The sequence below is a fragment of the Pseudomonas sp. TE3728 genome (assembly GCF_056279145.1).
This window is the reverse complement of record NZ_JBWBQT010000001.1, coordinates 856,873-879,614: the sequence shown is the minus strand read 5'-3', so window position 1 is coordinate 879,614 and position 22,742 is coordinate 856,873. Positions and strand designations below refer to the sequence as shown.

Genomic DNA, 22,742 nt, shown 5'->3' with positions numbered 1-22,742 from the left:
TGTTGGATTCCGCTGCCAGGGTCATATCGGTCACGGCCACCCCCAAACTTGTTTCGTTTTCAAGCCGCCGGCATTTGCTGGCGGTGGTAGAGGAACTCGAGGACTGTCGTGCGATAGCGGTGGTACTCGGGGTCGTTGGCCAGTGCCAGGCGATTGCGCGGTTTTGCCAGGCCAACGCTAAGGATCTCACCGACGGTGGCCGCCGGCCCGTTGGTCATCATCACGATGCGGTCAGAGAGCAACACGGCCTCATCGACATCATGGGTGACCATCACCACGGTGCTCTGAGTGGCGGCAACGATACGCAGTAGCTCGTCCTGAAGGTGCGCGCGGGTGAGGGCGTCGAGCGCGCCGAAGGGTTCGTCCATCAGCAGTATTTTCGGCTCCATGGCCAGCGCGCGAGCGATGCCGACACGCTGCTTCATGCCCCCGGAAATCTCGCTGGGATGCTTGTGCATGGCATGCTCAAGACCGACCATTGCCAGCGCCGCCTCGGTACGCGCCTTCAGTGCGGCCTTGTTTTCGCGTTTGCCGAATACCTTTTCCACGGCCAGGTGCACGTTACCGAAGCAAGTCAGCCAGGGCAGCAGGCTGTGGTTTTGAAACACCACTGCGCGCTCAGGGCCGGGACCGTCGATCTCGCGACCGTTGCATATCAAGCCGCCGCCATTGGCTTCAAGCAGACCGGCGATCAGGTTCAGCACCGTGGATTTGCCACAGCCTGAATGGCCGATCAACGAGACGAACTCGCCACGAGCGATGCTCAGGTTGACGTTGCTGAGGGCCTGGAAGCGGCCTTTTTTGGTGTCGAAGTGCTTGCTGACCTGGGTCAGCTCGACGAATTTAGTCATCTCGGTTCTCCTGCATCGGGTAAGCGTCAGGTGCGGGCAACCCAAACACCCGCGCGGGCGTCGGTTCAGTTGGTGTAGTCGAAGCGTTTGGCGATCCACAACAGGCCCTGCTCGAGCAGCAGACCGACCAGACCGACGATGATGATGGCGATGAGAATGTGCTCGACGTTGAGGTTGTTCCATTCGTCCCACACCCAGAAGCCCAGACCGACACCGCCGGTGAGCATTTCTGCGGCGACGATCACGAGCCATGCCACGCCGATGGACAGGCGAATACCGGTCATCAGATGCGGCAGCACCGAAGGAAACAGGATGTGGGTGAACACCTTCCACTCGCTGAGCTTGAGCACTCGCGCGACGTTCAAGTAGTCCTGCGGCACGCTGGCGACCCCTGCGGCGGTGTTGAGAATGATCGGCCAGATCGAGCTGATGAAAATCACCCAGATCGATGCCGGGCCGGCGGCCTTGAACACCAGCAGGCCGATCGGCAACCACGCCAGCGGCGAGACCGGACGTAGCAGGCTGATGATCGGCGCGAACATGCCGCCGAGGAAGGCGAAGCGGCCGATGGCGAAGCCCAGCGGAATACCGAGCAGGGCGGCGAGGCCGAAGCCGATGCCGACCCGGCCAAGGGAGGCCAGTACGTTCCAGCCAATGCCCATGTCGTTTGGACCGTTGTCGTAGAAGGGGGCGCTGAACAGCTCCAGGGCTGAATACCAAGTAGCGAGCGGGCCGGGCAGGCCCTCACTGCGTGCGGCTATAAACGCCCAGACGGCGAGAAACAGGGCGATACCCAATGCTGGGGCAATGCCATCCCTGGCGCGTTGACGCAACCCGCTCAGGAGGGGAGAGCGACGCTCTGGCTGGGTACTCGCCGTAGTGGTGGGCGGCGCTGGCAACTTGAGGGGGGCGTTCATGGCGGGTTACTCCGGTCAGGCTTTGATGGTGAAGGAGTTGGCATAGGCGGCCGGATTGGAGCCGTCCCAGACCTTGCCGTCGATCAGGGTGCTACTGCGCAGCGGACTGCCCGGTACAGTCAGGCCAAGTTGGCTGGCAGCTTCGCCGTAGAGTTTTGTCTGGTTGATAGACTTGGCCACACCGGCGTAGTCCACATCTTCCTTGAGCAGGCCCCAGCGACGGAACTGGGTGAGGAACCACATACCGTCCGACAGGTAGGGATAGTTGACGCTGCCATCCTTGCAGAAGGACATCGCATGCTCGTCCGTCCATTGGTTGCCTGACCCGTCGTCGTAGTGGCCGAGGAAGCGTTGTTCGATCACTTCGACGGGCGCATTCACGTAGGCCTTGCCGGCAATCAGTTGGGCGGTGCTTTTTTTGTTCTCTACGCTGGCCTCGATGAACCGGCTGGCGTCGAGCACCGCCATGGTCAGCGCCCGGGCGGTGTTGGGGTACTGCTCGACGAAGGCACGGGTGGTGCCAAGGATTTTCTCCGGGTGATCGGGCCAGAGTTTCTGGGTGGTAACGGCGGTGAAGCCGATGTTGTCGGCAATCGCCCGGGCTCCCCAGGGCTCGCCGACACAGAAGCCGTCCATGTTGCCCACGCGCATGTTGGCTACCATCTGTGGCGGTGGCACCACGATGGTCTTCACATCGGTCAGCGGGTTAATGCCGAGGCTGGCAAGCCAGTAATTGAGCCACATGGCATGGGTGCCGGTGGGGAACGTCTGGGCGAAGGTCAGTGGCGTGCCGCCTTGCTTGACCTTGGCTGCCAGTTGCTCGCCATTGGTCACGCCCGCTTGTTGCAGCTGTTTGGAGAGGGTGATCGCCTGGCCGTTCTGGTTCAGTCCCATGAGCATGGCCATATCTCTCTGCGGCCCGCCGATGCCCAGTTGCACGCCATAGATCAGGCCGTAGAGCACATGGGCAGCATCCAGTTCGCCGTTGAGCAGTTTGTCGCGCACACCGGCCCAGGACGCCTCTTTGCTCGGCGTGATAGTAAGGCCGTATTTTTCGCCGAAACCCTGGGTTGCCGCCACCACGACTGATGCGCAGTCGGTGAGGGGAATGAAACCGACCTTCAGTGCAGCTTTCTCCGGCGCGTCGCTGCCGGCAGCCCAGACTGCGCTGCGCAGAAAGCCCGGCACGACAACATCGAGGGCGGCGATCCCGGCGACAGTGCCTGCCGTCACCAGGGATTGCTTCAGGAAGGTGCGCCGGCCGGGGTGTACCGGATGTTGCGAGTCACGCTCATCAGTCATAACCACATCCTTTTTTTAGGGGCAAAAAAAAACGGCGTGCGCCAGGCACCCTCGATAGAGGGACCTGACGGACGCCGTTGTCCGGAAAGTGCAGCACGCCGCCATTGGCGTGCCGCATGAGTCTGTTAGTCAGTAGTAGCAAAGGGCTTGCCAAGTTTATGTCCGAGTTTTTTTATGCGAAAAAAATCAATTGGTACAAAGGCTTGAAGTGGTTTTGTGATGTTTTCTAAAAAGATATCGAAGGGGGTGTAGAGCCGGGGGAGAGCGAAGCACTGATCGCTTTTTGGGCAGCTTGGGTGCGAGGTGAACTAAAACAGCTCTCCTGCGCACCGTTGCGAAGTCGAATGGAGGTAAGCCTCAGCCCAGATCCCGGCGGATGGCGTCGAGGCGCTCGTCGAGCAATGGGGTGAGCAGGGCGTAGCACTGCGCCGGGGAGATGGACACTGTCGTTGTACCGATCAGGCAGCGTTGCAGTCGTTCGAGAGCGTTGTGCAGCGAGCGGGGGGCATGCCTGAGCAAGCGCTCGTGCAGGTACTGCAATTGAACAAGCATTTGCAGTGGGCAATTCTGATGGGCGGCGGCGCGCACCGACAGGCCGCGCAGCCGCCCCAGGTCTTCCAGCTCCCAACAGCGCTCGGCGATGCTCGGGGGCTGCAGATTAAGCGCGCAGCGCCGCAGTTCGAGGTTCTGGATGGCGCCGAGCAAGTCTTGCAGCAACCGGCAATGGCCCTCGAAATCCTCAGGTTCGCGGCGTAATGCGTTCCAGGCCTGGCACTGTGCGCTATACGGCCATTCTTTCCAGCGTTGGTCGAGCGAATGACCCAGTGCCTGGCAACGTTGCTGTGCCTCGCGGGTGGTCTGTCCGCCGAGACCGCGATGCTGCTGCAGGCCTTGCAACAGGTGGAGACCCAGCAAAAGCATCTGTCTGAGTCCCGCGTCGTTTTGTGGCAGACGGGTTCGTCGGGATTGCCCACCATCGAGTGCGGCGGCGAATTGTAGGTTCATGGGCGGTTTCCGACGGTGAGCTGGTTGAGATAATGGGTCAGGTCGTGCAGCGCATGGGTCCGCGTACTCTGCTCTTGCACCGCGGCATTGACCTGTTGCAACTGTTCGCTGAGGTCATGATTGGCTTGCTGGTGCTCGCTAAGCGCCTGCTGCATGGCGCCGAGGTGTTGCAGATTGATCTGGCTATGTTGAGCCAGGTCGTCGAGGTTGGCGGCGAGTTGCTCGCTCTGTTGGCTACCGGCTGTCAGCAGGCCGCGGTGTTCCTTGACCTCACCATCTACTTGGCGCACGGCCATGGCGATCGCCGTCGCGGCTGTGGTGATTTCATGGGTAGCCCGGTCCGTGGCTTGGGCCAGGCTGCGGACCTCATCGGCGACCACGGCGAAACCGCGACCGTGCTCGCCGGCACGGGCCGCCTCGATGGAGGCATTGAGTGCCAACAACTGGGTCTGTTTGGCCAGTGCCTGAATGCTATTGACAGTGCTTTCTACTGCGCTAGTGCGCTGAAGCAATGCTTCCACGGCGTGTGCGGTATTGCCCAGGCTGTGCTGAATGGCGCGCATGCTGTCACCCACTGAGCGCGCCTCCAGACAACCGGTTTCGCTCATAGTATGGGCGTTGGCGAAGGCTGCCAGCGCGCCCTGGGCCAAGGCATCAATGCTGTGTAAGGTCTGATCGATTTGCTCGCTGGCGGCGGCGATCATGGCGATTCGTTGGCTCTGTTCCTCACCTTGGTCGCGGGCCTGTTGAGACATTTGCTCCAGCGCACGACTGGCGAACTGTACTTCGCTGCGCAAGCGTTCGTTGTTGCGCAGTTGCATGCTGGCGGCCACCAGTAGCGTCGCTGGGTCGGCATCCCGGGAGCTGCGCAGCAGCTGTGCAAGTTCAGTGTCCCAGAATATCTGTAGATGGCGTTGATGACGCTCACGAAGATGCCACGCGCCCCCCAGATAGAGGACGCCAGGTATCAGGGTCAGTGCGCTTGCTGGCTGTTCGGCGAGGGCGAGACCGCAGGCGCCGAGGGCCAACCCGAGTGGTAACCAGAGGCCGATCCTGGTGCGTTCGAGCAGGGCCATGCCAGGGTCGAACAATGACCGCAGTGCAATGCCACCAGGGCGTGACTTGCCAACACCGCTGTGTGCAGGCGCGATGGCGTGACCCTGGGGGAGCATTCCTTGAGCAGGCATGAGGATTTCCTTTTATGCCGGGGTGAAAGCAAAAACGGCGCACGCCCACCTGTCGCAATGCGCAGGGGAGCGGACGCCGTTGTCCGTGATGTTTGCGAAGCCATCGTCGTTGATGGCTCAAGCCTGATCAGACCTAAGCAAGTTGTTTGCCAGCCGTGCCATCGACAACTTGTCAGCCTGTCGCTCTTGCAATGGGAGGGGGTCCATTCGATGGCGATAGGGCTACGAAGGCAGAAAAGGCGATCAACGCACCAGTCGCGGGAATTTCCGAGCCGCAGTGCTCTGTTCTGGTTCGCGCAGGGCGTTACAGCATGTTGGCCAGAATGGTCGATCCGGCATCCCTGACAGGTCAGATTTCGTCGTCATCCCTCAGCTGAAACTGTGGCTCATGCATTGAGTTCTGCGCAGAGAAGAGATGGACAGGGTATTCAGCCATGATTAATCGCAAGTGCTCGATAGCTTCCAGGTATTTAAGATCGGCCTGCCGTCTTTTCCTCTGATACTGGGTGAACTTTTCCGCGTCCATGTTGGGCTGATCGAGAAGATCAAGGGCGGCGTGGCTCAAGTGATAGGCGTCGCTGAACAGTTGTTTGTTACGTTCAAGCGCCAGATTCAGGCAGGCTATCGCTTGATCGGAAGTCATCGTACCGTTCATTGCTGCGACCTCTTTTATAGGTGTGTCCCAGGATTTGGGGTGATGCCGGGCGCCGTTGAAAAGCGCTTGGGGCCTTTCAAGAAAACCCGGCCGAGTTGCGACTATCTACCGCGACGCCACACCTTGAGGTAGTCCACGCTGAAGGTGGAGGGCAGGTCGGCGTCGTCGACTACGCCGAACCACTGCCACATGGCCTCGCTGTCAAAGTTGATCTGCATCGGGAAAAACCAGTGGGTGTTCTTTGCCTCGCGTACAAGGACGCCGTCGACGTACCAGCGCAACGTGTCGGGCTGCCAGTCAAAACCGTAGACATGGAAGTCGCTGGCGAGCCGCCAAGGGCTGATCCAGTTGCTGCCATCGCTCAAATGCTCGGTGCTGTGCGGCGTGGCCCAAACGTGGGCGTTCATGTTGTACATACGGTCGAAGGAGGCGTTTTTGGTTTTGCCGCCGATTTCGAAGATGTCGATTTCCGTGGCGTTATCGGCAAGCCCGGTCCATGCAAGCCAGAAGGCGCTGGAACCTGCCGAGTCCATCGGTTTGGCCCGGGCTTCGTAGTAGCCGTAAAAACTGCGCTCGATCGTGCGCACCATCGCCGAGCTATAGCCTTCATAGCCGAGTCGTACGTATTTTTGCGGCAAGGTGTCCTTGCGAAATACGATGTTCAGATGGCCATCGCTCAAGTAGGCATTGTCCGGCTTGAACAGCGCCGGCTTACGCCCGAGCGATTCAGTGCCCTTGGCATTGTTGACGTGCCAGCGACTGGCGTTAAGGGTCGCGCCATCGAAGTCGTCGGAGAATCGTGTGTCCAGCATCCACTGGCCGGCATTGCCCTGATCGGACAGCGGCAGTCCGGTGTTGGTCCGTTCCGGTACCTTTCCCAGCGGGCCGACGCGGGTCCAGGAATTGGCAGCCTTGGGAAGGGCGACGGACCACTTGTTCGCCAGGTACTGAAAGACGCGCTGCCGTTCCTCCAGGGAGGCGAGGTGCCGGTCGTACATCAGTATTTCGGCGATGTCGCCGCGCAAATGTTCGACGCTGCCGACTACGTTGCGCCCCACCGCATACGGGCCGATGGGCACGTCGTTAAATTCCAGGACGAAGAGGGTCGGATCGTAGGCGGTGCGCTGTTGCACGCTGATCGCGAAGTTCGGTGGCACGTTGTCGTTATCGGCGATTATCGGGCGCGAACTGAACAGTCGCTGCCAGGTCTCGCCGCCGCTTTGCTCGTTTAGTCTGCGTGAAACGATCAAAAGGGTAACAGGGCCTTTTGCCGTACGAATGGCCTTGCCAAGGAAGGCTGAAGTACCACTCAAGCGCACCACCGGATGGCCATTCATGGCGTTCTCCACACGCTGCGGGAGTGCGGCGTCTGCGCCATTGTCGACGGTAACGTCATTGGCTTCGCCGGACTTGTCGTGCCACCGCAGGAGGTGGTTCTGGGCATCGAGGGTCATTTTCGACGCGTCGGCGGCGTCGAGCCACAGCACCAGGCCGTTGGCCAGCGGCGGGGGAGTGCCACCCGACGCGTTGCAAACGACCGATAGCAGGGCCGCCAAAAGAATGAACCTGCTCATATCCATTGCTTCAACGCAGTCGATGCCGCCAATCCGGGTTGGGAGTGGTACCCATGCGGGTTACACAATTGCCATCGCCAGGTGTCGATGATCATTTGCATCAGGTCGCGCTGTGCGTACCAGCCTAGATCACGCCCTGCCTTGGTGGGGTCGGCCCAGCATTCGGCGATATCGCCGTCGCGGCGCGGTGCGAACCGGAAGGGGATGGTAATACCGGTAATGTTCTCGAAGCTGTGGATGATCTGCAGCACGCTATGGCCAATGCCTGTTCCCAGGTTCCAGACGTGGATGCCGTTGGTGTTCTGCAACGCCCGCAACGCTTTGAGATGGCCATCGGCAACGTCGAGCACATGGACGTAATCGCGCACGCACGTTCCGTCGACTGTGGGGTAGTCGCTGCCGTACACCATGAGTTCGGGCACTTGCCTCATCGCGACCCGTGTCAGGCAAGGCAGCAGGTTGTTGGGCCTGCCATTGGGGTTTTCTCCGATCAGCCCGCTTGCGTGAGCACCAATGGGGTTGAAGTAGCGCAGCACCGCAATGCTCCATTGCGGATCGGACAGGCACAGGTCGGTGAGCAACTCTTCGATCAGCAGCTTGGTGCGGCCGTAGGGATTGATCGGTTTGCCGGCGCCCATGTCTTCGATGAGCGGTATCTGCCGGGGGGCGCCATACACAGTGGCCGACGAGCTGAACACCAGTTTGAAGACCTCAGACCGGGCCATCGCATGGCAGAGGTTGAGCGTGCCAACCACGTTGTTGGCGTAATAATCCAGCGGCTTGCGAACGCTTTCCTCCACGGACTTGAGACCGGCAAAGTGCACTACGGCATCGATGTTGTAGCGGCTGAAGATATCGTCGAGCAGATGGCTATCGCGAATATCGCCTTCAATGAAATCGACTCGCTTGCGAGTCAGATACTCCAGGCGCGTGAGCGATTCGCGGCAGCTGTTACACAGGTTATCGAGGACCAGCACCTGTCGACCGGCGTCAATCAGGGTCAGGATGGTATGGGAGCCGATGTATCCGGCCCCGCCGGTAATCAACGTGGTTTTGTGCATGATGAGGCGTTCCTGTCACAAGGAAATTGCACGAGTCAGGAGAATGGGGTCCGGGAAGGGAAAAGGTTGTCGGGTGCGTCCTCTCAGCGGATGGTGAAAACCGATTTGAATTCTTGCGGCCAGCGCGGATGCATCACGCTATACGCCACGGCATAACTCAGCGCGCCAACCACGATGCTGCAGATCAGGTGCAAGTAGCCCTGAACACCCAGGCGGGAAGAAACCATCAGGACGATCGCTGCCATGACGAACGAAGCAATCACGCTGCGATAGTTGGTTTCGAAAAATCGCCGCCAGCCATAGCCGATTGCACTGTTCAACCCGCGGATTTGCAGTGGCGTGATGATCGCCATCCGGACCAGCAGGGCGAGGGCGGCGGCCATGCCGCCATAGAGGCTGCCGAAGCCATAGACCAGCGCCAGTGCCAATACGGTGGTTGCCACTTCGGCCTTGATGGTCAGGTGGCTGCAATTGACCGCGACCAGTGCGGTCGTGGCGTACATGGCGGTATTACCGATGGCTGCCGTGCACGCAAGCACTTGCAGCAGCACAATGGCCTCGGTCCATTTGGCGCCGAAGATCAACAGGATCAGGTCGTGCGCCGTGAGTGCGATGCCGATGAACAGGGGCGTCAGCAGAAAACAGCTGACGGCGGTCGAGTCGCTGATGATCGCGCGCAACCGCGATGGATCGGCGCTGCGTCGGGCAAACACCGGCAGCGCATAGCTGATCAGGCCGTGATAGATCGCCGTGCGCGGCAGATCGATGATGCGCATCGCCATGTTGAACATGCCAACCGCGTTGGTGCCGGCCGTCATGCCCAGGATGACGGTGACCCCGCGCTGTAGCGTTTGCGAACTCAGCGCGTTGACGGCAACCGGTGCGCCGGCCCTTAACAGTTCGCGCAAGAGCGGGCCGTCAATGTAAAAGGCAATGCGGCGCGGCTCTGCGCGCATCAATACGATAATGGACACGAACTCCATGATCAGTGCCTGAGCAATGACCGCCCAGGCACCCAATCCCCAGAGCGCGACAGCGATGCCGCCCACGCCACCACACACCTTGCCCAGCAGCGTGCGTGAGGCCAGCATCCTGAAGTTGCCGCTACGGCGCATTTGCGCCACATAGACCCGCGCCATCATGGTGAACAGGATTTTTACCGAGGCCACCGCCGTCATCCATTGCAGCATCGGGTGAGGCGTATACAGAATCGCCGCGCCCGAGATGACGACGATGGACGCCAGGCTGACGAGTACCGACGCCCAGAAGGCTGTGGCGATGTGTTTGTCTTCCAGCCGCTCGAGTCGTACCAAAGGGTCTTCCAGAACCGAGGAATACATCATGCCGATCAACTCGACGATGGCAATGATGACCGTGCCCACACCCAACTCTGTGGGCGACAGCAGCCTGGCATACGCGACAAAGGTAATCATCGACAGGAAAATCAGGCCGAATTTCTCGGTGAAAATCCAGATCAATTTAACCAGACGGTGATTGGCCATGGCGGATACCGGCTCAATGAGCGGTGGTTGACGCAACTGCCTTGCGCAATGACTGGACGCATGCATAGAGCAAGCGCAAGGTCGGTTTGCCGTTCCTGAAGATCAGCGTTTGCCAGGAGTACTCCAGCATTCGCCGGTACACATCGATCACCTGGGCATGCTCGCCTCTGCGGGAAAACAGTTCGAGAAAGTCGGAGTGGCTGCCCAGCGCGAAATCGATCCGTTGCTGCTTGCTCAGCTGCGGGCCAAAGTGGGCGAGAAATGCTTCGATGAACCTGATCTTGTACGGGTAGTACCTTGTCGGTTGCGCGGTCATGTTGCCGCTGTTGACCATGCGCTGCAGCAGCACCTCTGGCACCGTGTGAACCTCCCAGTGTTCGGCGATCCGGGTCCACATGAAGCGGTCTTCGGAGTAACGCAGGCTGGGATTGAAGCCGCCGAGTTGCACGATCACATCACGTCTGGCCATCGCGGAGGACACGCCATTGAGGACGTTGGCGCGGATGAAATCGTCGAAATGCCTACCGTTTTTTTGCCGGTTTTCCAGTATTCGCGTACCGTCGCTGTAGTCGTTGTGCACGTAGCAATCTATCAGCGCCACCGGCCGTCCCTGACGACTCAGTTCCTCAAACAGTGCCAGTTGTCGCTCCAGCTTTTGCGGATACCATCTGTCATCGGCATCCAGAAACGCTACATAGGTCTCTTCAGTGTGCTGCAGTCCGTGGTTGCGGGCACTGGCCTGGCCTTCGTTGGCTTGATGCAACAGCGTCAGGCGAAACGGCGCCGCGAAGTCCTTGACGCGTTGTGGTCCATCATCGGTGGAACCATCGTCGATGACGATGACGTGATCGGGCAGTCGGGTTTGCCCGGCCACGGACGCCAGTGTTTGCTCGATGCTGTCGGCGCCGTTGTACATCGCGATCACGACGCATACCGTAGGGCGTGAAGAGGGGGCTTGGTCTGGCATGGTTATTTTCCTTCTGTTACGCATTGGCTGAGTCGCGTGGTAATGCCTTGCCAGGCGGACGCTGACCCAGAGTTGGCCGTGACAACTCGGGGTATGTCGCGTGGTGATGCCGCAAGGACAGGGCGAGGACGCAGAACACCAGAAACTCTGCGCAGCGGTAGTTGGGAACGACATACGCCACATAGTTGGTGAGCATGAACGCTCCGATGATGATCATAGCGCTGGCGTGAAACCGCGCCGACTGATCCGCTACCACGGCCCGGTAGTGTTTGATCAACGCCTCGATCAGCATAAGGATCAGCGCTGTCAGCTGGATGACACCGCCGTTGAGCAAGGTCTCCATGTAGCCGCTGTGGGCATTGCCGATGTAACCCCAGCGGTTGATGAATGCCTCGGCGCCCGGGCTGGACCAGAAAGCGCCGAAGCCGTAACCCTTGAGGAATTCAGCGTCGATCAGCGGTGTGAGCAAATCCCAGATCAGCGTGCGGTCGGTGAGTGATGTGTCACGCCCCATCAGCTCCAGCAGCAGGGTGTAATTGCCGTATAGAAACAGGCAGATCAGCACATAGATGAATGTGGTAGCGAGGAATGCTGTCAGTGAGCGGTTGATGTGCAAGCGAATCAGCGTGAGGAAGTACCAATAGCTCACGGTGCCGGCAACAATCAGTGCGATTGCCGTGGCAGATTGGGCCAGCGCAATCGCGATCAGCGAGAATAATGAGTAGACGATGGCCCAGGGATTGCGCTGACGGATCATCGGCAGCAGTAACAGAATGGCGATCGCGTTGATCCGGGCAGCGGCATTTTTCTCCGGGAAAATTCCCTTGAACGCACCGTCACGAATGCCACCATCAATGAAGACGATGTCGGGCCTTACCAGCGCGAATATCAAACCGAACAGCGCTATTGCGCCGATGGTGCAGCCGAGCATGAAAGCGATTTTCTCGAGGCTGTAGTTGTAGGCAATGAAACCTGCAAAGAACACCACGCTGATCAGCGCCACAAACCGTTTGAAACTCAACATCGGGTCGTAGGACCAACTGATCGATACGGCCAGGCTAAGCATGAATATCAGCAGGAAGGTGTTGTTCCTGTAAAAGCTTTTGCTGATGAAGACCTTGTTGCGGATGAAGAAGAACAGCGGAACCAGCAGGGTGATCAGGCCGCAGATCTGGTTGACCACGTTGCCTTCGAGGTCTTTTTCGGCGGCACCCAGATTCGACGTATCGGCCAACCCGAAGAAAAAACCGATGACCTGGGTATAGAACAACACGCCGAACAATGTGAAAGCGTCGCGCAGGGTGGTGTACCTGACTTCCAGTTTGTTCATGACGATTGGCTCCCTAGGGGGCGTTCTCAATTAGTTTCCCCGCCGCGTTGTCGTGTTAGAACGGCATGGGTATCTACATATCTCTTGGGCTTTTGTAGGAGCGAGGCTTGCCCGCGAAGGCTGCATGCCAGGCGGCTTGTTTTTTGATGGTGTACATATCCATTGCTGCGGTAACGGCCACTTATGGTTTAGTTTTTACAACGAGTCACTTTGGAAAAGCCCCAAAGTAACCAAAGGGCTTCTGCCCCGCCATTCGGTGCCTCGCCTAGGCTCGGCATGCCCTCACTCCGGCATTGCTCCGGGGGCCCGCCGCCATCGGCCATCCATGGCCGGGGGCGGCTACCGCGGCATCCTTGCCGCGGTGCCCCCTACGCAATGCCTGCGTTCGGCCTCTGGGAAAGGGGCAGCAGATCAAAATCAAAAGCCAAGACCAAGGCCAAAGCAACGGCAACGGCAACGGCAACGGCAACGGCAAGATCAACAGCATCGCGAGCAGGCTCGCTCCCACAGTTGGACTGGGTACATCCGGGAGATATTGGTCGGCTGTCAGGTCGCCTTCGCAGGCAAGCCAGCTCCCACAGGGATGATGTGCATCTGCAAGAGATTGGTCGGCTGGCAGGCCGCCATCGCAGCGATGCGGCGACCCGACAAGCCAGCCTTCACAAAACATCAGAGCCCAGCAGCCTTGCCTTTCACCACTCAACAGGCCGAGCGTTAGCTCGCCTGCAGCTTTTGATCTTGATGCACCGCCCCCTCGAGAGGCCGAGTGGAGGTTCTGCGCAGTGGGCAACCCGGCATGGATGCCGGGTTAGCCGCGCACGGCCATGGATGGCCAATCGCGGCGGGCCCACGGAGCGGGACCGGAGCGAGGGCATGCCGAGCCTGGGCGAGGCACCGAACGAAAGGGGCAGAAGCGCTTTGGTTACTTTGGCGCTTTTCCAAAGTGACCCGCTGTAAGAGCGGAACCAATAGCCGCCATGACCGCAGCAACGGATATGTACCCCTCAAAATCGGCCTTCCCCTGCACAGCACCAGCACCAGCCCCCGCGCGGAACTAGTTCAAAACGCCCCTAGCAAGGCATCGAGATAGGTCTTGGCCGCGCAGGCACTCACGAAACGGGCAGCGGCATCGATGCGCGCCTGGCGGTTTGCATCACGCGGCAACGTCAGTTCCACGTTGATCGCCCGGGCCAGTGCGTCAGGGTCGTCGACCGCCACCAGCGGGGCGATCGCGCCATTGTCGAGAATCTCTTGCGGGCCATAGGGGCAGCGGGTCGATACCACCGGGGTGCCCGTGGACAGGGCCTCGATCAGCGCGTTGGGACTGCCCTCGAAACGCGACGACAGCACAAAGCAATCGGCCGCTGCCACCTCGGCCAATGGATCGCTGGTATAGCCCGGCAGATCGAAGCGGTCGGCCACGCCCAGGGCAATGGCCTGCTCGAGCAACTCGGCTCTGAGCGCGCCTTCGCCGAAAATGATCAATCGAACACTGTGATCGGCTAATCGGGCAAAGGCATCGAGCAATACGTCAAAACCTTTTTGCTGTGCCAGGCGACCTACAGCGACAATCACCGGGGCGGTTTTTTTTGACAGCCAACGATGGTTTGGACGTCCCGGCGCCTTGTCGCGAAAATCGTTGTCGAGCACCGGGTTGTCAGCGATGGTGACATCCTGCGGGCGCGTGATGGTGGTGTCGACCAGGTCCTGAGCAACACCGCGCGAGACGCAGATCACCGGATTGGGAATGAGCCGATACAGCAGTGGTGCTAACAGATAGGCGATACGCACCATCAGCGCGGGATTGACGTGTCTGTCATGGGAAAACGCGTTGCGTTCGCTGACATGCAGGCGCGCCAGCGTACCTGACAGCGCAGCCGCGGCGATGGCTACGACATTGACATGGGTAAGGGCGGCCAGTTGTGCGTCAAAGCGATTGTGGCGAAGAAAGCGTGCCAGCGCCGGCACGGCTCTGGAGCTGCGCGCACTGTGCAACTGCACCTGTTTGACCCGAGGGTCGAGGCACACCGAGTTCACACCCGTGCCGGTGAGCATCAACAAGGTCACGTCATTGCCTGCGTCAGTCAGCGCACCGGCGAGGCGCGCCATCATTTTTTCAGCGCCGCCCCCGCTCAAGTCCTGCAGAATAATCAGCAGTCTTTTCATTGATTCCAAACCTGGTAGTACGCTTGCGCGGCATGTTGACTGGTGTACTGCCGGACGGCTTCAGCGGCCATTTCTCCGCGTGGCGTCGCCTGGCTGTGCGAGATCAGGCTGCGCAGCATCCCTTCGGCCAGCGCCGGTACATCATTGACCTTGACCAGATCGCCAAGGCGGCCGTTATCAAGCAGTTCCCGGGGCCCGGTTTCACAGTCGCAGGCCAACACAGGGGTGCCCAGCGCCAGGGCTTCGATCAGCACGGTCGGCAAGCCCTCATGAAACGAACTCAGGATCAGCAGTCTTGCCTGTCTGATAAAAGGGTAGGGATTGCTCAGGAAACCGGTGAAATGCACACGGTCCTCGATGCCCAGGCGGCAGGCCTGTGAGGTCAGCGCGGCGTGTTGCGGGCCATCGCCGATGATCACCAGATCCGGTAGCGCAGCACGGCGCAAGGCCAGGGCATAGGCATCGAGCAGCAGGTGGAAACCTTTCGGTTCTATCAGCCGTCCCACTGCCAGCCAGAACTGCGCCGGCAAACCGGTGGACATGGGCGTCTGTGCGGCACTGAGCAGTTGTTCGGTGACCACAGCATTGGGGCAATAACGAATGCGTTCGCGACCCCAGGGCACCAGGTCAGAGAGGGACTGGCGCAAGCCGTTGGAAACCGTCACTACCTGGCCGTTGCCGCAGAGGTACAACGCATAGAGCAGGCGCAGGGTGGCGGGGCTGATTTTTTGTTCACCGCAATCCAGTGCTGCATGACGGCTATAGATGACCTTGCAGGGGCTACCCAAGGTGGCAAACCAGGTGCAGAGGTTGGCTTGTTCTTTGGCGGCAATGAGGTGAGTCACTTGTTCGCGACGAATGATCCGGCGCAGCAATACGATGGACTTGAACAGGCCGACAATTCCATTGCCGCCGCCATTGAGCGTGGCCGTTCCTTCATCGTCTGGCGTGTCGCCATTCATGACGAAATAACTGACACGCTGACCATCTTTCAGAAACTGTCTGGCCAGGCGTTGCTGGACACGCTCGAGGCCACCATCGGGCTTGAAGTCCTTGAGGGTGAACAGGATATGCATGGTCGTGGCTCGGTACTGGATGTTCAGGGATAAGTGATATTGATGGTCACTTTTCGCCGGATGATCATCATCAACAGATGAACAAAATTGGTCGGGTAATCGATCAGGTAACGTTTGATGGTGTGCGGTTCGCGGTACATCCGATAGAACGCGCGCAGATGCAGGCGGTTGATCAGTTCAGGGTAATAATCATCCGTCGCCGTGGCTTCTTGGCGAATGAAACCGCCACAGGTGAATGCCACACCGTTGAAGCCGGCACGCAGGGCATCCTGCTCGAACTGTTCCTGAAACCCGGCGCCCAGGCCTACGATCAGGATGTTCGCTTCACTGCGGCAGATGTCTGCCAGGATGCACGCGGCCTGCGCTGCATCGAAATAGCCATTGTGATGCCCGGCAATCATCAGCGCCGGATAGCGAGCCCTGATCTTATCGAGGAACAGGTCCAGTTCGGCTTGCCGGGCACCGACAAAATAGAGGCGCTTGCCGTGATTCTCGGCATAACTGAACACAGAATCGGCGATGGACGTGAAGTCGAAGCTGACCCGGCCGATCGTGCGCCCGGTGATGCGCGACATGAAGGTCGACATCAGCATGCCGTCGCAAAAATAGGCGATGGAAGTCGGGGGGCGGTCGAGCAGACCGCCGATGGACGCAAAATTGATGAAGGAAAATGCCTTGTTGGCGTCCAGCAGATTGGGTGCGTAATGCCCGATTAATTCCAGGTCGATCATTGGCTGGGCCTCAGGGTCAACCGACCCTATTAATAGATGTCTTTTGAGAACAACGTAAAAGGCGTCTTGACCAGAATCTTGATGTCCAGCCACAGCGACCATTGGTTGATGTAGTTGAGGTCCTGAGCGACGCGCTGCTGCATTTTTTCCAGCGTCTGGGTTTCACCTCGATGCCCGGTGATCTGGGCCAGTCCGGTGATGCCCGGCTTGAGGCGATGACGGGCCATGTAGGCGCGGACTTTGCCGGTGTAGTAAATGTTGTGCGTGACGGCGTGCGGTCGCGGGCCGACCAGGGCCATTTCGCCGAAGAGCACGTTGAACAGTTGTGGTAGTTCATCAATGGAACCACGGCGCAAAAAGCGCCCAAGCGGAGTGATGCGCTCATCATCGCGGGTGGCCTGACGCACTTCGTTGTCGTCGTGCACACGCATCGTCCGGAACTTCCAGACCTTGATCACCTCAGCGTTGCAGCCGTAGCGATTTTGTTTGAACAGCACCGGGCCGGGCGAAGACAGCTTCACGGCGGCCGCCACGATCAGCAGCAAGGGGCTGAGCACGATAATGGACACGGCGGCCAGGCTACGTTCGAACAGTTCTTTGCAGAGCAGGCTGCCGGGGTGCGAACTGATCAGGCTTTCATTGAGGTAGATGGCGGGCATTCGCTCTATTTCCGAGATCGAATGATTGAGCAGCACCATGCTGCCGAAATCCGGGATCCAGACCACGTCGACATTCATGTCCAGAAGATCGATATACAGCGCCTCGATGATGGCGGCTTGTGCCATCGGCAAAACGATATAGACGCGGCGTACGTGCAGGCGGGTGATGATTTCGCGAACCTCGTCGATACGCCCCAGCAGCGGCAGAATGCTCGGGGCCGGGCCGGTATGGTCGGCGGTTGCGATAAAACCCAGCAGCGGTACGCGATTGCGCCTGGACAGTTTTCTGGCCAGCGTATGTGCGGTCGGACAGGTCCCGATGATCACCGCACGGCGCTCATTGCACAGCCTTTGCGAATACAGTCGGGCCAGGTAATGCAGGGGCAAAAAGCTCGCCGCCTGGATCAGGTAGCCCAATACGGCCCAGACGATGATCACCTGACGGGAGAAAATCACGCTGGTCTGGGTGACGAAGGCAATGCTGATCAGCACGGCCAGCAAGATCATCCAGGCCGCCAGCAACCGTGCGAGCCCTGACAACCACTCATGACGCTTGTGATAAACCTGCATGACGCTGTAGATCGGCACCGAACCGAGCACAGTGAGAATCATCAGCACACGGTATTCACTGGTCAGGCTGCCAACGCGCCAATACACCAGCAACATCAGCAGCAGGTTGACCAGAGTGAGCGCGCACAGCCATTGGCCCCAGAAGGTCAGACCTCGGCGTCGCGTCATTTGAGCGGTGTAGAGCGATGTCATCGGCGTAACCTCCGGGCATGGGTTGGACATCGGCGCCAAAAATTGCACGCCCTCGTTCCCGCACGCTGGTATAGCTCGACTGGGATGAAGCAGTTTTTAGTAGATGTTTGAAGGGGACTACGGGGGTGAGGCAGGCGCAAGGTTCTACCTGGACAGGTAGTCATAGTTCTGGAACGTATCGGAATGGCTGTAGCCTTGTTTGCGGGCCTTGCTCAGGTCAACCTGGTTAAGCACCACACCAAACACCGGCGCATGGCTCTGCTGCAGGTTCGCAAGGCACTTTTGTACCTCGCTGACAGGCGTGCTTTCGGCCTTGATTACGTAGATCACCGCGTCCGAATGCTTGGCCAGCAACAGTGCATCGCTGACCATTTGTGCCGGCGGGGAATCGATGATGATGCGTTGATACCGCGACTTCAGCGCCTCAAGCATAGGGGCCAGGCGCGTCGAACCCAGCAGATCCAGCGGTGGCGGCGACAGTTTTCCGGCCGGCAACATGTCGAGGTTGCCGACAGAACGGATACAGTCCTCGAGCCGCGCAGTGCCCGCCAGGACGTTGGCCAATCCCGGGCTGTCTGCCGGGAAATCGAAGTTGAGCGAAAGGCTGGGTCTGCGCATATCGGCGTCGATCAACAGGACACGCTCCAGCTTGGCAAGTGAATAGGCCAGGTTGTTGGCGATGGTGCTTTTGCCTTCTTCGGCCATGGTCGAGGCCACAAGTACCACCTGTGACGGCATGTCGCCGCCGTGCAGCATCAACCAGGTGCGCAGGTTGCGAATGGTCTCGCAAAAGCGCGGATGGTCGTTGTCGTCGAACAGTCGCGCCAGTTGCCGGCGGCTTTTCCTCGTGACCAGCGGCACGACGCTGAGCAGGGGAACGTCAAGCGTACTTTCAATGGCTTCGTCGCTCTTGAAGGTTTTGTTCAGGGTTTCGGACAGCAATGCCAGCGCTACCCCGATCAACGCAGCCACGACAGCGACAATCGCCAGAATCAGTTTTTTACGCGGCTTGCTGGGTTCCAGAGGAATAATTGCAGGGTCGACGATGCGCGCCTTGGTGGAGTCCATGTCTGAGGTGGCCGCGGTTTCTTTCAGACGGGTGATAAAGGTCTCATACAGCGCGCGGCTGCTGTCGACTTCACGCTGGAACTCACGCAGTTGAAACTCCTTGCGCGAAATATTCTGTAGCTGCGCCTTGTTGCTGTTGAATGATTTGCGCAGTGAGTTTTCATTGGCTTGTGATAGCTGATATTCACGCTCGATTCCGGCAACCACCTGCTGAACCTGCAGGCGCAAACTGTCGGTAGCCGTCCGCAACTCGGCACGGGCGGCAGCAAGGGTCGGATGTTTTGGACCGTAGCGCCCGGACAGCTCCTCGACCTTGGCTTGGGCCTTGGCCTGTTGCGCCTGGAATTTCTGCACCAAAGGGTTACTCAAGACAGCCGGAACACTGGAAAGCTTGCTCAGGTCGCCATTGCTCAGGGCCTGTACCTGGCGGAACTGGCTCTCGGCTTCTGCCAGATTGCGACGGGCATCGATCATGCGGTTGCCGGTCATTTCCAGTTCATTGGCGCTGATGGTGGCGACACCACCGACGTCGACCAGGCCTTGTGCTTCCCGGTAACCCTGAAGTTTGTCTTCGGCCCTGCGCAGGTTGTTGCGCAACTCGATCAGGCGTGAGTTCATCCAGCTGGTGTTGGTCAGCGAGGACTTCAGGCTGTTATCGAGCTGGCTGTCGATGAAGCCTTGGGCAATTGCATTGGCAGTAGCGGCCGCCAAACCAGGGTCAGGCAGCTCCACCTCTATTTTGATCAACTGGCTCTTGCCGACGAACTTGACGCTGGTGTGCCGCATGAGATTCTGCGTGACCTGATTGAAGACCTCTGCCTCAGAGGGCACCACCGGCATCGGCGTCAAACGGCCCAGTACTGGCAGCCATTGGCCAAGTTCAAGCGTTGCCAACCATTTGCGCGGCGCAAACCATGACTGCGGTTGCTGGCGTGGATCAGTCACCGGGTGCGTGGTCAGGTTCAGCTTTCTGACTGCCCGCTCAGCGAGATCGCGCGATTGCAGGAGCGCCAATTGTGTCTGCAAATAATCGACGGTACCGGCGCTCGAATCCGTGACTTGCTGGAAGGCCAACAGCGGTGGCGTTTTCTCTTTGATCAGCAACGTGGTGCTGCCGATGTACTGCGAGGGAATGAACGACAGCGTAACCATCGCCAACACACAGCCAAACAGGACCCACCAGCAGATTTTCCAATGGGCGCGCCAGATCACCCTCCAGTATTTGAGCAGGTCAATGGTGTCCTTTTCCTCGCTGTACTGCTGATGTTGCGGCACACGCGGCTGGATCGGACGTTCTACATATAGGCTAGGGCTGTTGTCCATGATTAGAAAAAGCCTTGTGCAATGGAGATGGTGTCACCGGGGCCGATGGCAGTGCTGCGCGTGATGTTGTCGGTCAGCGGTGGGGAGCCATCGCCTCGCACGATGGTCACCCGTTTGATCGAGGCTCGTTCGGTCAGGCCGCCGCCCAGGGCGATGGCTTTCTCCAGCGTCAGCCCGGGTTCGAACGGATAGCTGCCGGGTTTCTGTACCTCTCCATTGATGTAGAACGAGCGGTAGGCGATCAGGTTGAGGCTGACCTTGGGGTCGACCAGATAACCTTGCTTGAGCCCATCGACGATGAGCTTTTCTACCTGCTGGGGCGTGAGTCCCTTGGCGGCAATGTCACCCAGAAATGGATAGGAAAACATTCCGGCATCGTTGAGACGGATTTTTTCGAAGCTCAGATCCCGCTCACCGAACACAGTGATACGCAATACATCGCCGGCTGCCAGTTTGTACTGGGCACCGGTGTCTGCTGCAAACGTCACGGGCAACAGCCACGGCACGAACAACAAGCCAAGCATTCGCGAGTTCATGGGGAAAACCTCTTCTCTTAGAGACTTACGTTGAAGCTGAGCAAGAAGATGTTGCGTTCAAAACTCTGATTGTCGACATCGGAGTCATCATTGCGGTAGCGATAGCCCAGCTCGATATCCAGCCAGCGGCGCATTGCGTATTCCACGGCGAGGTTGTAGTCACGAAGGTCGTCGGTGCGGTCCTGTCCTTCGTACTCGTAACGGCCAAGGCCGACTTCGGCCACTGTGGTGATGCGTTCGGTCCAGCCATGACGCCAGCCGACCAGCGCCGTGGTGGTCTTGACGGCATCAGCACCGTCGTCGCCCTCGGCCATGGCCTGGCGGGCAACAAAGAAGAAGGTCGAATAGGTGCGTGGTTTCCAGCGCAGATCCACTTGCCAGGTCGGGTTGCTGAGGTCATCGACATCGCTGTCGTCGAAGTTCTTGCGCTCATAACCAACACGGACTTTGCCGGTGGTGCGTGCGGTGAAATCCCATTCGGCACCGGCGAGGACCGCATCGGATGTGCTGTTGAGACGGCTGTTGGACTCGTAATCAAAGACGGTATGGTCGTATTCCAGTAATCCACGTGTATTGCTGCCAATGCGGTGGTACCACGTCGTGGTCAGGCCAGTGGTATCGCGCTCTTTGTCGTCGTTGATGCCACCTGAATTGTCGTAGCGAAGTTGGGCGTAACTGGCGCCCAGATCAATCTGATTGGCAGCGCTCCTGGCGCCGTAGGTATAGAGACCGTTGACGCGGTTACTGCGAATCTTGTCATTGATGCCATCGACAGCGGTCGACGTTGTACGCTCATATTTACGTGCTTCCGCATCAAGTTTCAGTCGATGGCGGTCGGTGAATTCCATGATGCTATTGAGGCGCAAGCGTTGCGCCGTATTCGAGGCATCCGAGTCGTCATGATAAATGTACCGGGTAGGCTGCCAGATGAGTCGGGTAGCACTGTTGCGGTCTTCAGCCTTGAGTTCGAAAGTGGGCGCCACTTTTGTAACCATCGAAGATTGCGCCCGCTCCAGTTCGCGGAAGTTGTCATCATAACTTTCTGAAAACAGCAGGGTAGGGGTGAAGTCGAACCCATAAATATCAATGGACTGGGGATCAAGACTCCAGGCCGTTCCGGGACACAAATAGATCATGAACAGTGCGAAAGGGCCGCGGGTCTTGAGAGTCATATCATTGCTCCAAGGGGTGAGTTCAATGACTATAGACCGGAAAAACAGTGGGTGAATCGTGGCTGTGTAATGCCGGTGGCAATCAATAATTAATTGGTTAGGATGGGTGTATAAGTTTAATTGTGGTTGCGCTAAATAGTTCGTAAGGTGCTGGCAATAACAGGCCTTGATTTGAATTTCGCAGTTTGTTGTAAGGTGCACAAGTTAGAGGCGACAATGATTTGTTTATAGACAAGGCCGAGGTCGCGCAAGGTCAGTTAATGGCACGCGGACCTGATGTTCTCTATTCAAAAAGTGAAGAAGTATCATGACTCGTTCATCACCTAACATGCTCAGGAAAATACCTTCCAGTGTCGACAGTGGTCCTCGGGTTATTTGCAGCGTTTCCCCAGGTTTGAACGGTTGAGAGGCGTGCATTACGGGTGGTTTAAAACACCGGGCCCGCAGATGCTCGATGACATCGTCCGGGACGATTGCCGGGCCGTGATTGAAGTCGACGAGGCGGCTGACACCGCGGGTAGAACGCAGGGGCGCCCATTTGTCGTCACGGCTCAGCTGAATGAAAAGATACCCCGGGAAGAGCGGTTCAAGCGATTGATGGGGTTTGCCATGAAGCAGGCGCTCGCTAATAATTTGCGGACAAAATATAACGTAGTTTTGTCGCAATAGATTGATTTGTGCCCGTTCATCCTGACGCGGCTTGCACTGCAAAAGATACCAATTGGAATCTTGGGTACTCGTCAGCATTCTGGCAAGCTCCGGAATATGGGTTAAGCATGCCTGTTCACGCATCAGCAATGCCACTGCCCCTCCGATGAACGCTTTAGAGTAGGTGGAATTGCGAAAGTGTTAAGTCACTGGAACAGGTGTATCAATAATGAAGCATGTCATGTACAAG

General features: G+C 58.6%; 19 protein-coding genes. All 19 read right to left on the bottom strand.

Annotated features, from left to right (window positions below; all coding sequences use genetic code 11):
- Positions 1-59: 59 nt before the first annotated feature.
- The 19 genes from ACZ89R_RS03450 to rfaH all read right to left on the bottom strand — a co-directional run bounded on the left by ACZ89R_RS03450 (position 60) and on the right by rfaH (position 22,591).
- The gene (locus tag ACZ89R_RS03450) at positions 60-851 is read right to left on the bottom strand and encodes an ABC transporter ATP-binding protein (RefSeq protein ID WP_429546699.1); all 792 of its coding nucleotides are present in this window, start codon (positions 849-851) and stop codon (positions 60-62) included.
- A 65-nt stretch (positions 852-916) separates the two neighbouring features.
- Positions 917-1,768: a nitrate ABC transporter permease gene (gene ntrB / locus ACZ89R_RS03445; protein ID WP_123494872.1), complete on the bottom strand. Its 852-nt coding sequence runs from the start codon at positions 1,766-1,768 to the stop codon at positions 917-919.
- Positions 1,769-1,783: 15 nt separating this feature from the next.
- Positions 1,784-3,070 carry a CmpA/NrtA family ABC transporter substrate-binding protein gene (locus ACZ89R_RS03440; protein ID WP_218395050.1) on the bottom strand — a complete coding sequence of 429 codons (1,287 nt, stop codon included), beginning with the start codon at positions 3,068-3,070 and terminating at the stop codon, positions 1,784-1,786.
- 357 nt (positions 3,071-3,427) lie between these two features.
- The gene (locus ACZ89R_RS03435; protein ID WP_429546700.1) at positions 3,428-4,075 is read right to left on the bottom strand and encodes a hypothetical protein; all 648 of its coding nucleotides are present in this window, start codon (positions 4,073-4,075) and stop codon (positions 3,428-3,430) included.
- Positions 4,072-4,638, bottom strand: coding sequence for a methyl-accepting chemotaxis protein (locus tag ACZ89R_RS03430; RefSeq protein ID WP_476241488.1), 567 nt, complete (start codon positions 4,636-4,638; stop codon positions 4,072-4,074). Before ACZ89R_RS03430 ends, ACZ89R_RS03435 begins: the two co-directional genes overlap by 4 nt.
- A gap of 973 nt (positions 4,639-5,611) precedes the next feature.
- Positions 5,612-5,917, bottom strand: coding sequence for a hypothetical protein (locus ACZ89R_RS03425; protein ID WP_429546702.1), 306 nt, complete (start codon positions 5,915-5,917; stop codon positions 5,612-5,614).
- 101 nt (positions 5,918-6,018) lie between these two features.
- Entirely contained in the window at positions 6,019-7,491 is a 1,473-nt protein-coding gene (locus tag ACZ89R_RS03420) for a LamG domain-containing protein; glycoside hydrolase family 16 protein (RefSeq protein WP_429546703.1), read from the bottom strand.
- Positions 7,488-8,552, bottom strand: a complete 1,065-nt coding sequence (gene galE, locus ACZ89R_RS03415; RefSeq protein ID WP_429546704.1) for a UDP-glucose 4-epimerase GalE — start codon at positions 8,550-8,552, stop codon at positions 7,488-7,490. The genes ACZ89R_RS03420 and galE overlap by 4 nt, the downstream gene beginning before the upstream one ends.
- A gap of 83 nt (positions 8,553-8,635) precedes the next feature.
- Entirely contained in the window at positions 8,636-10,054 is a 1,419-nt protein-coding gene (locus ACZ89R_RS03410) for an oligosaccharide flippase family protein (protein ID WP_429546705.1), read from the bottom strand.
- A gap of 13 nt (positions 10,055-10,067) precedes the next feature.
- Positions 10,068-11,021, bottom strand: coding sequence for a glycosyltransferase family 2 protein (locus tag ACZ89R_RS03405; protein WP_429546706.1), 954 nt, complete (start codon positions 11,019-11,021; stop codon positions 10,068-10,070).
- A gap of 16 nt (positions 11,022-11,037) precedes the next feature.
- Positions 11,038-12,351 (bottom strand): O-antigen ligase family protein, encoded by a 1,314-nt coding sequence (locus ACZ89R_RS03400; RefSeq protein ID WP_429546707.1) that lies wholly within the window; start codon positions 12,349-12,351, stop codon positions 11,038-11,040.
- 1,059 nt (positions 12,352-13,410) lie between these two features.
- Positions 13,411-14,517, bottom strand: a complete 1,107-nt coding sequence (locus tag ACZ89R_RS03395; RefSeq protein WP_429546708.1) for a glycosyltransferase — start codon at positions 14,515-14,517, stop codon at positions 13,411-13,413.
- Positions 14,514-15,593 carry a glycosyltransferase gene (locus ACZ89R_RS03390; RefSeq protein WP_429546709.1) on the bottom strand — a complete coding sequence of 360 codons (1,080 nt, stop codon included), beginning with the start codon at positions 15,591-15,593 and terminating at the stop codon, positions 14,514-14,516. The genes ACZ89R_RS03395 and ACZ89R_RS03390 overlap by 4 nt, the downstream gene beginning before the upstream one ends.
- A gap of 23 nt (positions 15,594-15,616) precedes the next feature.
- Entirely contained in the window at positions 15,617-16,324 is a 708-nt protein-coding gene (locus ACZ89R_RS03385) for a WecB/TagA/CpsF family glycosyltransferase (protein WP_429546710.1), read from the bottom strand.
- 29 nt (positions 16,325-16,353) lie between these two features.
- Positions 16,354-17,745, bottom strand: coding sequence for an undecaprenyl-phosphate glucose phosphotransferase (locus tag ACZ89R_RS03380; protein WP_429546711.1), 1,392 nt, complete (start codon positions 17,743-17,745; stop codon positions 16,354-16,356).
- A 144-nt stretch (positions 17,746-17,889) separates the two neighbouring features.
- On the bottom strand, positions 17,890-20,136 hold the full coding sequence (locus ACZ89R_RS03375; protein WP_429546712.1) for a GumC family protein: 2,247 nt from the start codon (positions 20,134-20,136) through the stop codon (positions 17,890-17,892).
- 2 nt (positions 20,137-20,138) lie between these two features.
- Positions 20,139-20,672, bottom strand: coding sequence for a polysaccharide biosynthesis/export family protein (locus ACZ89R_RS03370; RefSeq protein ID WP_401170893.1), 534 nt, complete (start codon positions 20,670-20,672; stop codon positions 20,139-20,141).
- Positions 20,673-20,689: 17 nt separating this feature from the next.
- Positions 20,690-21,844 carry an outer membrane beta-barrel protein gene (locus tag ACZ89R_RS03365; RefSeq protein ID WP_429546713.1) on the bottom strand — a complete coding sequence of 385 codons (1,155 nt, stop codon included), beginning with the start codon at positions 21,842-21,844 and terminating at the stop codon, positions 20,690-20,692.
- A gap of 225 nt (positions 21,845-22,069) precedes the next feature.
- Positions 22,070-22,591 (bottom strand): transcription/translation regulatory transformer protein RfaH, encoded by a 522-nt coding sequence (gene rfaH / locus ACZ89R_RS03360; RefSeq protein WP_429547916.1) that lies wholly within the window; start codon positions 22,589-22,591, stop codon positions 22,070-22,072.
- Positions 22,592-22,742 lie beyond the last annotated feature (151 nt).

Excerpts from the sequence above, each read along its gene's own strand:
- ACZ89R_RS03450 (WP_429546699.1), bottom strand. The coding sequence starts at position 851 with ATGACTAAATTCGTCGAGCTGACCCAGGTCAGCAAGCACTTCGACACC.
- ntrB (WP_123494872.1), bottom strand. The coding sequence starts at position 1,768 with ATGAACGCCCCCCTCAAGTTGCCAGCGCCGCCCACCACTACGGCGAGT.
- ACZ89R_RS03440 (WP_218395050.1), bottom strand. The coding sequence starts at position 3,070 with ATGACTGATGAGCGTGACTCGCAACATCCGGTACACCCCGGCCGGCGC.
- ACZ89R_RS03435 (WP_429546700.1), bottom strand. The coding sequence starts at position 4,075 with ATGAACCTACAATTCGCCGCCGCACTCGATGGTGGGCAATCCCGACGA.
- ACZ89R_RS03430 (WP_476241488.1), bottom strand. The coding sequence starts at position 4,638 with ATGCGCGCCATTCAGCACAGCCTGGGCAATACCGCACACGCCGTGGAA.
- ACZ89R_RS03425 (WP_429546702.1), bottom strand. The coding sequence starts at position 5,917 with ATGAACGGTACGATGACTTCCGATCAAGCGATAGCCTGCCTGAATCTG.
- ACZ89R_RS03420 (WP_429546703.1), bottom strand. The coding sequence starts at position 7,491 with ATGAGCAGGTTCATTCTTTTGGCGGCCCTGCTATCGGTCGTTTGCAAC.
- galE (WP_429546704.1), bottom strand. The coding sequence starts at position 8,552 with ATGCACAAAACCACGTTGATTACCGGCGGGGCCGGATACATCGGCTCC.
- ACZ89R_RS03410 (WP_429546705.1), bottom strand. The coding sequence starts at position 10,054 with ATGGCCAATCACCGTCTGGTTAAATTGATCTGGATTTTCACCGAGAAA.
- ACZ89R_RS03405 (WP_429546706.1), bottom strand. The coding sequence starts at position 11,021 with ATGCCAGACCAAGCCCCCTCTTCACGCCCTACGGTATGCGTCGTGATC.
- ACZ89R_RS03400 (WP_429546707.1), bottom strand. The coding sequence starts at position 12,351 with ATGAACAAACTGGAAGTCAGGTACACCACCCTGCGCGACGCTTTCACA.
- ACZ89R_RS03395 (WP_429546708.1), bottom strand. The coding sequence starts at position 14,517 with ATGAAAAGACTGCTGATTATTCTGCAGGACTTGAGCGGGGGCGGCGCT.
- ACZ89R_RS03390 (WP_429546709.1), bottom strand. The coding sequence starts at position 15,593 with ATGCATATCCTGTTCACCCTCAAGGACTTCAAGCCCGATGGTGGCCTC.
- ACZ89R_RS03385 (WP_429546710.1), bottom strand. The coding sequence starts at position 16,324 with ATGATCGACCTGGAATTAATCGGGCATTACGCACCCAATCTGCTGGAC.
- ACZ89R_RS03380 (WP_429546711.1), bottom strand. The coding sequence starts at position 17,745 with ATGACATCGCTCTACACCGCTCAAATGACGCGACGCCGAGGTCTGACC.
- ACZ89R_RS03375 (WP_429546712.1), bottom strand. The coding sequence starts at position 20,136 with ATGGACAACAGCCCTAGCCTATATGTAGAACGTCCGATCCAGCCGCGT.
- ACZ89R_RS03370 (WP_401170893.1), bottom strand. The coding sequence starts at position 20,672 with ATGAACTCGCGAATGCTTGGCTTGTTGTTCGTGCCGTGGCTGTTGCCC.
- ACZ89R_RS03365 (WP_429546713.1), bottom strand. The coding sequence starts at position 21,844 with ATGACTCTCAAGACCCGCGGCCCTTTCGCACTGTTCATGATCTATTTG.
- rfaH (WP_429547916.1), bottom strand. The coding sequence starts at position 22,591 with ATGCTGACGAGTACCCAAGATTCCAATTGGTATCTTTTGCAGTGCAAG.